Source organism: Endozoicomonas montiporae CL-33 (genome assembly GCF_001583435.1).
Classification (GTDB): Bacteria; Pseudomonadota; Gammaproteobacteria; order Pseudomonadales; family Endozoicomonadaceae; genus Endozoicomonas_A; species Endozoicomonas_A montiporae.
Map to the genome: position 1 here is coordinate 51,536 of NZ_CP013251.1, position 11,885 is coordinate 63,420.

Consider the following 11,885-nt stretch of genomic DNA (forward strand, 5'->3'; position numbering starts at 1 on the left):
AAGCTTGACTTAAAGTTAACTTTAATTTGTATGATCGCCCTCGAATTACATCACTCCCCCCCCCTTGTGTCAGCATAGTTGTCGAGGTTGATTATGGATCTTAATGCTTTTTTCAAACGTATACAGTTTCAAGGTGACGTCAGTATTAATCTGCAAACCCTGAATGCATTGCAAACCGCTTTTGTGCATACCGTCCCTTTCGAGAATCTGGTAATACATCTTGGGCAGGGCATAAATTATGAATCCGATGCTGTATTCGACAAAATTGTTACTCGTGGTTTGGGAGGGGTGTGCTACGAAAACAATACCTTGTTTTATGATGCCCTGATGGCAATGGGATTTGATGCACAGTTGATTGCGTCAGAAATGAATCCTGATCCGGAAAAAGAATTGTCGGTGTTCACGCACGCTGCAGTACTCGTTACTTTTAGTGATGGGCAATATCTGGTTGATGTGGGTAATGGCAGAAACTTTGGTGGTGCTCTGGCTATTGATGGCTCAGTAAACACTTTCGCAGAAGGCTATGAGTACAAGATAGCGCCTTATGATGAGCGGCATCTGGGTTTGTTCGCTCGGGATCTTAATCAAGGCAAAGGTCAGAAGCCTGGTGAATGGGAAAGCCCGAATGCTGATCAGCCTGGTGGTTGGATAATCCGATATGCGATTCAGCCTGCTTTGCCAGCCCAAACCCGCAGCTATTTTAAGGATGCCTGCGACAACATTCAGAATTCACCGGATTCAATTTTTCGTCAGAAGCGTCTGGCGACTTTACCAAAAGCCTGTAGTCGTATAACGTTTTCCGATTACTTCTGGATTGAAAAAAGTGATGACGGGCAACGCATTGATAAGGACATTCCTGAATCGGAATATTTGTCTGTTCTAAAGCGTGATTTTGGGCTGAATTATTCGTTGTAAAAGTTACCTCCAACCCTGATGATTCAGCAAGAATCATCAGGGTTGAAGAGCATATGACATATCGATAATGTGGTTGAAATAATTCTCTTCTACAACAGAGTTCACCACGCCATTCGCATGGATGAGAACTGGGCATACTGCCAAACTGCTATCGTGGGTTAGCCTTGCTATTTTTTGCTTAATATCTTTAATGATGCTTTTCTGAACTTTGCCAGCCAGCATCTTGCATTCACAAACATACAGACGATGTTTGGTTTGAATCAGTAAGTCTATCTGGCAACCTTTCTGACGCTGGGTTTGATTCTGGAAATAGCCACCGACAAATATGGGGTCTGTGATGCGTAATTTCTCTAAAACGAAGTAAGTGTTGTTGTAAACAAGATTCTCAAACTGTAGCCCTAAAATGCTGGCTAGATTATCTGGAACGGTTTCTCGCCCTGTCCTTTTTGCTAACTCATTCTGCTTTGAAATAGAGCGGAAGAAAAACGCTGTATAGTTATCAGCGATCTTGAATTTTGCCGCTCGTCCGGATTTTGTCGTTCGGGTATTCCAAGTGTGTTCTTGTTTAAGAAAGCCTACCTCGCATAAGTCTGACAATGCCTGATTTACCCGACCTGTGTAGTGTTTCTCAATTTTTTCTGCTACTTCTCTCGCAGTCAACGCAGATGCACTGTTGCCGACGGCTTCGAGTATGGCGCGATAGGTTTTATTTTCATTAGAAAACAACTCATTGAACATCTGATTAAACTCATTGTTAAAAGCGCCTGTGCTCTTATAGGCAAGCTTCAATAAGTTATCCTCAGCCGTCAGGTTTGGGTCAATATGATTGAGGTATAGCGGGACTCCACCAAAAGCGCAGAGCAACTTTATGATGTCCCGTTTTGGAAGCTTTTTGTGCGCTGAACCAAACAATTCAAGCACGTTATTCAGCGGCAATTCGCGCAATACCATATTGACTGAGATACGCCCTACAAAGCCTTCACTCGCGATGATGTTTTTCTCCATCCAGGAAGCCAGAGAGCCGGACAGGATCATCATAAAATTGGCTTTATGGGCGCACTCGCGCTCCCAGACTTCCCATAGAACGTGCTCAATGGGTGTCGGAGATTTTCTGGCTAACCAGTTCACTTCATCAATTGCCAGAATGGTATGGGAGTGAGAACACTGGCTGACTATAAAATAGATCAGTGCAGACCATGATTCATGGGGTGGTTTATAGGGCAGATCAAACTCGCGTTTTACCTGTTCAGCGTAGGCAGCTCTCTCCTGTTCATCAGTCAACGTCTTTTTTGGTGGAGGCGATGTCAGATAGCGCAGGGTGACTCTGGAGTCTCGGGCGGGCAGCTCTTTTATCAAAGTGCTTTTGCCTATTCGGCGACGGCCTTTGATGACATTCAATGTGCCTTTGTGAGCATTGAATGACTGCAGTAGTGTTTCAATTTCTTCTGTCCGACCCACGAAGCGGTTCATTGTGATGCCTTTTTATGTTCATGGATTAAGCGGTATGTCGATTTCATGAACATAAGGATAGTCTAATATTTTGTTCATGAAAATGACGTTTTGTTAATTTCATAAACATTCATAAATAAAGAGAAACGGGCGTCCCTCTTCATTTATCGCGGAAATGTCAGGCGATGTAGCTTGATATACCATTAATCAGCATCTGCACAGACAGCATGATCAGGATCATACCCATCAGACGCTCAATGGCGAATACGCCACGATTACCCAGCAGCTTCATAATACGGTTTGAACACACCAGAATGGCTGCACTCACCAGCCATGCCCCAAACACGGCAGTGATCAGGGCAACTTCTTCACCGGGATTCTGATTACCCAAAAGGATCAGTGTGGCAAGAATGGATGGCCCGGCAATGAGTGGTGTTGCCATAGGCACAAAAAGGCTCGCCGTCTGTCAGAAGGAAATAGCGGAATAGAGTGTGCACTTGTCTGCTTTATGGCCAATTATAAGCAATAACATCAGAAATCATTGTTGCTAAGTCAATGAAAAAAAACTGGTGCTTTATTACGATGTAATGCATGAGTCAGTAAATAACATATCGGAAGCGTCTTTTCGTAAGACGCTTGATTTTAATACTGCTCAAAATAAGCACAGCAAAATCAAAAATTTATATTTTTTCAGGGAAGTAAAATGAAAAAATTGTTTAGTATTGTCCTTGCCGGGCTGGTTCTTACTGGTTGCGATAGTGATAGTGACAAAGATTCTGAGGCTCGCCCTCATAACCCTAGCGTATCTGAAATAAGAAATTTACTGGCTTCTGCCAACACGGCCTATCCAACTGAATTCGGATTTGAGTGCGATGGCGATGGAGAAAACATACGCGGCTGCTACATCATTCCTTCTTGCCGCCGGTCTTCTGATTACTTTTCAACCCGAACTGTTTATGGCTTTGGAAGCGATAAAATCACAGCTTATATGATTAGTTATGATTCAAGTAACTGCTCTGGTTCTCCAACCATGAGCTATTCAAGTGCCGGAATTTGGGAATACACAGCAGACTACGACGAAAATTTAGCTCAGGGTGAACTCAGTGTAGAGCTGGTGTATTACGGAGATGGTTATTTGTTTGACCCAAATAAACCTCAGAAAGGGATTACCTACAAAGCAAATTATAATACCGACAATAACGCTAAACTGTGCTTAAGTGATTTGCTCATTGATCCTACACGGCCACTTAAGTTTATGAGCACAAAAGCTGACCCAATTGACTACAGTAATTGCGCCGTTGCTTTTTAGAGGTAATTTAACGTGATAAGCCTGAGAATCAGGCTTATCACTTCTTTGGGATTCTACATTTATACTTTATCTGTCGTGCTTCGTGCTTCACTAAAAACCACTCTTCAGATTCTAGGTGGGAGCCAATATAAAAATAGTTATCTATATTTATGAGCATCAACAAATTAAGTCCGCAAGTGCTAAAAAGGCTTCCGGTCAAAATACCCATAGATACTCTATTGTAGGGATATTTGAATTATCCGGTAGTGGCACAGTTCTGTGATTCTAGCCCTGTCTGCTAAAATACGACATTCGGCAACTTTGAAAAATGCGGTTTAAAAATGTGCCTTACGCAAGTCCTCTGTACAACATGTGGCAGTAACCAAGTTCGGCCTTTCGGATACAGCACTCATGATGTTCCACGATACTATTGCTGTAATGACAAATGTGAAATCAAAACCTTCATGCTTGAATATCGCTACAAGGCCTGTGAGCCTGGCGTTAAAGAAAAAATCATCGATATGGCAATAAATGGCAGCGGAATCAGGGATACAAGTAAAGTACTCGGAATAAGCAAGACAACAGTAATAAAGACTCTAAAAAAAAAGAAAGCGGTCTGGTAAAGGTCAACCCAAATATTCAAACTATTGATCTCAAGTCAGATGCAATTATTCATGTAGGGCTTGTCTGCCAAGAGGCTGAGCTAGATGAGCAGTGGTCGTATGTTCATGATAAATCGAACCAACGCTGGCTTTGGTATGCTGTTGATCACGCTACAAATACCGTGCTTGCTTATGTTTTCGGAAAACGGAAAGATGAAGTTTTTAAAGAACTCAAAACACTTCTGAAGCCATTTGGTATTAATAAATTTTACACCGATGATTGGGGAGCCTATGAGCGACACCTTGATGAAAACATGCATATTATTGGTAAAGCAAACACTCAGAAGATAGAGCGTAAAAACCTTAATTTTCGGACTTGGATTAAACGGTTGGCCAGAAAGACAATTTGTTTTTCAAAGCTCGAAAAGATGCACGATATTGTTATTGGATTATTGATTAATAAAGTTGAGTTTGGGGTCAATATTCACGCGATATAACAGTTCTGGCCCACTACCGAATTATCCTATAGAGCCTTCCAGAGTAACCCGTTTCTTCAATGCCCTACTCTTCCTCTTTGCTTTCTTCCCTAAGCCATATCAGACGCTCCCGCTGCAACTGTTCCTGCAACTCTTTTTCGCTGGGGAGGTAGGTTAGATATTTCGAGGCAAACAGCTGCTTACTGTCAGTCAGAATTGAATACTTTGCCACCGCTTCGCTTTTTTCGCTGCACAGGATTAAACCGACAGTGGGGTTATCATCACGATCCTTACGATGCTGATCATAGATGCGGACATAGGTATCCATTTGCCCTACGTCTTGATGGCAGAGCTTGCCAATTTTCAGGTCGATCAGCATAAAACATTTGAGCTTGAAGTGGTAAAACACCAGATCAATATAAAAGTCCTGATCTTCTGTACTGATTCGTTGCTGGCGCTCGACAAAGGCAAATCCTTTACCCAGTTCCAGCAGAAAAGTTTGAAGGTTATCGATTAGCGCCTGCTCCAGTTTGCTTTCCAGAATCGGGCCACAGGGCAGATTCAGAAAGTCGAGCACATAAGGATCGCGCAAGTAATCCTGAGGGGGAGTAGCCAGAGCTGAGGTTTTTTCCAGAGCTTCATCCTGAACCGGTCTGATATCCTGCTGATTGTTTTGTGTTGCCAGAAGGCGCTCGTAATAGAGTTTACCCACTTGCCGATCCAGGGCTCTTGCACTCCAGTTTTGTTCAATGGCCTCTTGCATATACCACTCTCGTGCCTGAGCATTATCAATGCGGATCAGGCGGCGATAGTGAGTCCAGCTTAATTCGGTACGCAGTGCGTTCCGTTTTGGGAAAGTCAGGTAAAATGCGCGCATATTACGCAGGTTGCGAACATCAAAGCCCCTACCAAACTCTGAAGTTAGCTGACGGGACAGGCTTTCCATTTGTTTTTTGCCATAGGAAGCCCGTTCAGCTCCGTTTTGTTCCTCCTCAACAATCAGCCGTCCCACGTTCCAGTAAGCCTGCACCATTGTGTGATTGATAGTCTTTTGCAGCTGAGCCCGTGACTGATTCAAAACGTCACGGATGGCCTGTAATAGTTCTGAACGTTCACAATGCTGAGTAGGCGGTTGATTGGTCATGGGGCACCTTTCGTGAATTACAGCTCTTTGAGGAAAGGTATCTTAGCCGGAAGGCATCTGTCGTTCAGGTGGAGTTGGCTGATAATTTTCAATCAGAAGCCGTTTCGAGTGGAAAGTGAAGAGAGGCGAATACCTCTCTTCATAAACAGAGTAAATGTCAGGCGATGTAACTGGAGATACCATTAATCAGCATCTGCACAGACAGCATGATCAGGATCATACCCATCAGACGCTCAATGGCGAATACGCCACGATTACCCAGCAGCTTCATAATACGGTTTGAGCAGACGAGAATGGCTGCACTCACCAGCCATGCCGCAAACACGGCAGTGATCAGGGCAACTTCTTCACCGGGATTCTGATTACCCAAAAGGATCAGTGTGGCAAGAATGGATGGCCCGGCAATGAGTGGTGTTGCCATAGGCACAATGAAAGGCTCGCCATCTGGCGTATCACCCATAATGCCGCCGCCACGGGCAGGAGGAAAAATCATCTTTAACGCGATCAGGAAAAGTATAATGCCGCCCGCAATACTCACAGCTTCCTGTTCAAGGCTTAATAGTGACAGCATGTTATCGCCTATGAAAAGGAAGATAATCAGTATCACTAAAGCGATCAGAAGCTCTCGAACCAAAACCTTTGTTCGTCGTTCTTCAGGAACGTGCTTTAGCGCTGAGATGAAAATAGGCATATTGCCCAGCGGATCCATGATCAGGAACAGCAGAACCGCAGTAGAGAAAATATCCATTTAGAACAACCAATGACAAGTTACGAATTTTGGTCAGGCTTATATCACTGGCGTTTTGAAAATCCAAGATAGGGGATATTCAGGAAGGCGTAGCGTCAGGAAGTTAGATGACCAGGTTCTGTCGGCTCACTAACAAGGCAAGCCTTGCTTTTTTTGTCTTTGACCGAGCCCTGATCGAATTCGGAAGTATTGCTGGCTTGTTGCACACGGGGCTTGTCAGCCTGCTGTCCGGCATTGGCTGCCTCAGACGTTTCTGGTTTCTGCTCGGCGACGATCAGCGAATTTTGGTGTATTTCGCTGCCAGATGCTGACGTTGACGTGATTGACTGGCTCATGCCCTCTCTCCAAAATCTTCCTTGATGTGGAAAGAATAGGGAGCCATTCTCAGAGCGTCTGTAAGACTATGGGCTAATCCAAATCTGATGGAATATAAGGCTATTTTTAATTCTTTTTTTAGATAATGTATTCATCCTTCAGTTTCACGTAATTGGCAGCACTGTAGGAAAAGAAACTGACTTCCTGGTCGGTCAGGGGGCGCACCATTTTGGCCGGATTGCCTTTATAGAGAAAGCCTTTTTGCAAACGCTTGCCCGGAGGCACCAGACACCCGGCTGCGACAATCACCTCTTCTTCAACGACAGCGCCGTCCATCACAATCGCTCCAATGCCAATAAGCACCCGGTCATGAATGGTGCATCCGTGTAGAGTGGCACTGTGACCCACTGTCACATCACTGCCAATGCTCAGGGCGTGACCTTTGGGGTTGTAATCGCTGGCATGGGTAATGTGCAGAATGGAACCATCCTGAATGCTGGTGCGTTCACCAATGCGAATGCTGTTCATATCGCCCCGAACCACCGTCATTGGCCAGATAGAACTGTCTTTGCCAATCACTACATCGCCAATGACCACTGCTGTTGGATCAATAAACACTTTTTTTCCGATAACCGGAGTTTTCCCTCTGAAGGTTCTTATGGCGGTGTTCATGGTGCTCTCGCATTAGAATTTGGTTTTTAAATTATTCTATCAGGCTCTCTGTTATTTGTTTGTCCAAAGACGTATAAACAGCTTTGCGAGAGTTGAAAATGCTGCACAGCATGCTTGAAATAGCCATCTGCTGTACCCATTGTGATTAATAAGAACAGACCTGAGAACATTACACATGAACAACCCGCTGCTTCAGCCTTCCGAACTGCCTCCATTTTCCAAGATCAACCCTGAGCATGTTCAGCCAGCGGTTGAAACCATCATTAAAGAGAGTGAGCAGGCTATTGAGTCGTTGTTGTCGAAAACAGCCCACTTCAGCTGGCAGTCCTTGCAGGAACCTATGGATGATCTGGGTGATCGCCTCAGTCAGGCGTGGTCACCGGTCGGGCATATGAATGCCGTGGTGAACAGCGATGAGCTGCGTGATGCTTACAACGCCTGTTTGCCGATTCTTTCCGAGTTTTCAACACGTCTGGGACAAAATCAGGGATTGTATGAAGCTTACCGGGATATTGCCGGTTCTGAGGAGTTTGCTCAGCTCGATAAAGCCCAGCAAAAAGTCATCAATGATAACCTGAGAGATTTTAAACTGGCCGGTGTTGCCCTGCCGGAAGACAAAAAAGCCCGTTACGGTGAAATCAAAAAAACACTGTCCGAGCTGACCAGCAAATTCTCCGACAATGTTCTCGATGCCACCATGGCCTGGTCAAAACTGGTTACCGACGAAAACGAATTGAAAGGTCTGCCGGAATCGGCACTGGCCGGTGCTCGTCAGCTGGCAGAAGCAAAAGGCCATGATCAGGGCTGGATGTTAACCCTCGACTTTCCAAGCTTTTTCCCGGTCATGACATACTGTGACAACCGGGCGCTACGTGAAGAAATCTATACTGCATTTTCTACACGGGCTTCCGATCAGGGACCCAATGCCGGTGAGTTTGATAACAGTGAGAACATCAAACAGATTCTGAAGCTGCGTCATGAACTGGCTCAGTTGCTGGACTTCAGCGATTATGCAGAATACTCGCTGGCGACCAAAATGGCGGAAACGCCTGATCATGTGGTGTCGTTTCTTGAAGATCTCGCCAAGCGCAGCAAGCCTCAGGCCGAAAAAGAGCTGGCTGAACTGAAAGCCTTTGCCAAAGATGAATACGGTGCTGATGATCTTCAGGCATGGGACATTGGTTACTACGGAGAAAAGCTGCGTCAGAAGCGCTATGCCATTTCTCAGGAAGAGCTGCGCCCGTGGTTCCCTGCTGAAAAAAGCATTAACGGTATGTTTGCCGTGGTGGAAAAGCTGTTCGGCATTACCTTTGAAACCGCAACCGATGTGGATGTCTGGCATAAAGATGTTCGCTTTTACAACATCAAACGCAACGACACAGTGATTGGCCGTTTCTATCTGGACTTATACGCCCGTGAACACAAACGCGGCGGTGCCTGGATGGATGAGTGTCGTGTGCGTCGCAAGCTCAGCGCACAGAATAATGTGCAATTGCCAGTGGCTTACCTGACTTGTAACTTCACCCCGCCAGTGGGTGATAAGCCTGCGCTGCTGACTCACGATGAAGTGGTCACGCTGTTCCATGAGTTTGGTCATGGTTTGCATCATATGCTGACAAAGGTGGATTACTCTGCGGTGTCCGGTATCAATGGTGTCGCGTGGGATGCTGTGGAACTGCCGAGTCAGTTCATGGAAAACTGGTGCTGGGAAGAGGAAGGTCTGGCACTGATTTCCGGTCATCACGAGACCGGTGGACCGTTGCCCAAGGAAATGCTGGATAAGCTGCTGGCGGCGAAGAATTTCCAGTCTGCCATGATGATGGTTCGTCAGCTGGAGTTTTCCCTGTTTGATTTTAAACTGCACAAGAATTATGCAGAAAGCAAAGATGTTCAGGAAGTATTGAACGAGGTCAGACAGCAGGTGTCTGTTGTGATTCCTCCGGCCTTCAATCGTTTCCAGAACAGCTTCAGCCATATTTTTGCCGGTGGCTATGCTGCGGGTTACTACAGCTACAAGTGGGCTGAAGTGCTGTCTGCCGATGCGTTTTCCCGTTTTGAGGAAGAAGGCATCTTTAACAATGAAACCGGTGAGTCTTTCCTGAAAGAAATTCTGGAGAAAGGCGGTTCAGCGGAACCTATGGAATTGTTCGTCAACTTCCGTGGTCGTGAACCCAAGATTGACGCGTTGCTGCGTCACAGCGGTATTGCCTGATCAACCAGATACGGTTCCCGAAACGGGAACCGTTTTAGCGGTAGTTAACGATGACAATAAAAAGGTTTATAGCCGGTGCGGTATGCCCTTCCTGCGGCGTTCAGGATTCTGTCCGTGTCTTCCAGAAAAAAGGTCGGGATGTCCGCGAGTGTGTGGATTGCGGCTTTTCGGACGAGGTTCAGGAAAAGCCTGCACTGGTGGGAGAGCTTCCGGAAACCAGAATCTCCCACGGCGATGAAGACAAGCTTGAGAATGTAACTGAAGACCAGATTGTCCAGGTGGTTCGCATACTGGACAGCTAGTTTCCGGGCAAACCCTTTTATGGTCTGTTATCCCGATAATTACATTGGCTTTTCATGCAACGGCTGAGACATCAGGCTGCGGAAGTGAATTTAAGATCTATGCCCAGCTGGTGTGACATGCAATTCCATTTGGACCAGATGTTGACCCATTCCTCAGGGTCTCTGCAGTTGATTAACTGCTTGAATTTTTCAGGGCTGAAAACGGTTTTGGAACGCATCATGTGCTGCACAGTCTGTTCAACAATGGAGTCCAGCTCATTGCCGAATTCATCACCCAGAATGGCGTGAATAATCAGGTTCGGCCAGGTCATGTTCATGGGGATCAGTGTGCTGCCGGTTTTTATCAGCCAGGTGTCGTTAACTTCTTCAATCAGCCGGTGTGCAAAGTAGGATTTTTCCAGCAGCTCATACATATCAATATCTGATCGGGACTGGAGAACCGGAGCCATAAAATTTTCATCGATGATATCCAGAAAGGGATAGATGAACTCTTCAATATTCAGCTCTTCGGATGCTTTTTCCAGAGCCTTCAGAAAGTCTGGAACATGGTCTATGTATTCAGCGACGAACTTCAGCAACGTTTCGCAAGCATTTTCTTCTGGTAGCTCGATGGTGTGGTGCAGCTGGTTAAGCTGTTTTTCCACCAGGGAACTTAAATGCATGCTTTGTGCTTCGTGCGCTCTTGCGTGATCAATAAGATCAACGATCGCCTGCACGTCCATATGTGCCTCCATTGACAGTGGCGGATACTGACTAATGATGATGAGGTGTTTGTTCCATTCCAATGAACCATTGATTTCCTGAGTTTCGGTTGAGCGTTAAACTTCAGAAAAAGTCCAATTGGAACGAGACATAATTGACCATAGTGCCAGCTTTGGTACAAGTTATTTTAAATACCCCTTTTTCATAAAAATCACATCTTTTAGAATTAAATAAGAAATATAAAAAAGCCTTGATTTGCAGGCTATTTCGTGATCTTTCCAGTACTTGTGCAGTCAAAAAAATGACACACAAAATATGCCAGTGAAGCCCGCTGTTTCAACGTTTTATTGATGGTTGCCAGAACGATTTGTTCCTTCAGCAAAACATGAATGGGAAATCATTTAATTTCCAAAAAAAGGGGGAGTGGAATTGAAATCATTTTGCTGTGAGTGATTAAAACTACCTGTGTCGTTTGTTTTTGTGCTGGGTTTTTCTGCATAAATCTATTTTTTAACGTGTATTTTTTGGACAAAAAACACAAGAATAATTTCCTTTTTTTTATCCATGTTGTTTAATGAAGTTCTGGGACTATACTTCTTGGATCATTATTGTCAGATCCTTGGGGTATGTATTGCAGGGTGTTCCTGCGATTTGGGTTTAGCAAGCCGACGTGCAGATTTTATCTGTCCGGTCGGATACTCAGGCACAACATTCCGGCAGTGATCAGTTGCTGGCCGGTAAGCAGCTAACTAGGTGTAGTTAATTTGCAGTGTCCAGGTAGTGTGACTTTGTCTTCTATTTTTAGGCATGATGATAAATGGTCGCTCTTGCATAGAATTTTACCCTTTACCATGTTGATAGTGTTCTGCCAGATCATTCTCTGCTGAACAATAGTCTGCTGGTAGATGTTTGGGAAAGCTTTTTTCAGGCAAGATGCTGTACTGACCAGGGCAGGTCAACAGGACAATAATAAAACCAGCTTAATGACAGTAGTTCATTAGCCGGTTAACACCTCTGAATGCAGGGCTCTGGGTCTGCTCAATAATAATAAGAAGTTTCC

The 11,885-nt window shown here is 45.0% G+C and carries 12 protein-coding genes; 5 read left to right on the plus strand and 7 right to left on the minus strand.

From position 1 onward, the window contains the following. Positions 1-93: 93 nt before the first annotated feature. A complete protein-coding gene (locus EZMO1_RS00215; RefSeq protein WP_051790570.1) occupies positions 94-915 on the plus strand; it encodes an arylamine N-acetyltransferase family protein in 822 nt (273 codons plus the stop codon). A 36-nt stretch (positions 916-951) separates the two neighbouring features. Here EZMO1_RS00215 and EZMO1_RS00220 read toward each other — a convergent pair whose 3' ends face one another. Together EZMO1_RS00220 and EZMO1_RS00225 are read right to left on the minus strand one after the other, a co-directional pair. Further along, entirely contained in the window at positions 952-2,271 is a 1,320-nt protein-coding gene (locus tag EZMO1_RS00220) for an AAA family ATPase (RefSeq protein WP_160174117.1), read from the minus strand. 271 nt (positions 2,272-2,542) lie between these two features. Continuing rightward, positions 2,543-2,806 (minus strand): MarC family protein, encoded by a 264-nt coding sequence (locus EZMO1_RS00225; RefSeq protein ID WP_051790573.1) that lies wholly within the window; start codon positions 2,804-2,806, stop codon positions 2,543-2,545. A 261-nt stretch (positions 2,807-3,067) separates the two neighbouring features. Between EZMO1_RS00225 and EZMO1_RS00230 the strand changes: the two genes are divergently transcribed. After that, positions 3,068-3,673, plus strand: a complete 606-nt coding sequence (locus EZMO1_RS00230) for a hypothetical protein (protein WP_034879016.1) — start codon at positions 3,068-3,070, stop codon at positions 3,671-3,673. A gap of 320 nt (positions 3,674-3,993) precedes the next feature. Beyond that, positions 3,994-4,751, plus strand: a protein-coding gene (locus tag EZMO1_RS27905) for an IS1 family transposase (protein ID WP_420809906.1) whose coding sequence is annotated in 2 segments (ribosomal slippage) — positions 3,994-4,261 and positions 4,261-4,751 — 759 coding nt in all. Because the reading frame shifts where the segments join, the coding sequence is not laid out codon by codon here. A gap of 64 nt (positions 4,752-4,815) precedes the next feature. Here the strand turns inward: EZMO1_RS27905 and EZMO1_RS00245 are convergent. The 4 genes from EZMO1_RS00245 to EZMO1_RS00260 all read right to left on the minus strand — a co-directional run bounded on the left by EZMO1_RS00245 (position 4,816) and on the right by EZMO1_RS00260 (position 7,609). Beyond that, the gene (locus EZMO1_RS00245) at positions 4,816-5,874 is read right to left on the minus strand and encodes a PDDEXK nuclease domain-containing protein (protein ID WP_034879017.1); all 1,059 of its coding nucleotides are present in this window, start codon (positions 5,872-5,874) and stop codon (positions 4,816-4,818) included. 157 nt (positions 5,875-6,031) lie between these two features. Next, complete coding sequence (locus EZMO1_RS00250; protein WP_034879018.1) at positions 6,032-6,622, minus strand: YhgN family NAAT transporter; 591 nt, start codon at positions 6,620-6,622, stop codon at positions 6,032-6,034. Between the two features lie 95 nt (positions 6,623-6,717). Next, positions 6,718-6,957 carry a hypothetical protein gene (locus tag EZMO1_RS27125; protein WP_145912419.1) on the minus strand — a complete coding sequence of 80 codons (240 nt, stop codon included), beginning with the start codon at positions 6,955-6,957 and terminating at the stop codon, positions 6,718-6,720. 118 nt (positions 6,958-7,075) lie between these two features. After that, on the minus strand, positions 7,076-7,609 hold the full coding sequence (locus EZMO1_RS00260; protein WP_034879021.1) for a gamma carbonic anhydrase family protein: 534 nt from the start codon (positions 7,607-7,609) through the stop codon (positions 7,076-7,078). Between the two features lie 175 nt (positions 7,610-7,784). Here EZMO1_RS00260 and prlC point away from each other — a divergent pair, with 175 nt between their 5' ends. Then, positions 7,785-9,821 carry an oligopeptidase A gene (prlC, locus tag EZMO1_RS00265; protein WP_034879022.1) on the plus strand — a complete coding sequence of 679 codons (2,037 nt, stop codon included), beginning with the start codon at positions 7,785-7,787 and terminating at the stop codon, positions 9,819-9,821. 50 nt (positions 9,822-9,871) lie between these two features. Next, entirely contained in the window at positions 9,872-10,123 is a 252-nt protein-coding gene (locus EZMO1_RS00270; RefSeq protein ID WP_034879023.1) for a YheV family putative zinc ribbon protein, read from the plus strand. Between the two features lie 71 nt (positions 10,124-10,194). On the opposite strand, the gene EZMO1_RS00275 is transcribed toward EZMO1_RS00270, so the two are convergent. Next, positions 10,195-10,908 carry a hypothetical protein gene (locus EZMO1_RS00275; RefSeq protein WP_152557068.1) on the minus strand — a complete coding sequence of 238 codons (714 nt, stop codon included), beginning with the start codon at positions 10,906-10,908 and terminating at the stop codon, positions 10,195-10,197. Between the last annotated feature and the right edge of the window lie 977 nt (positions 10,909-11,885).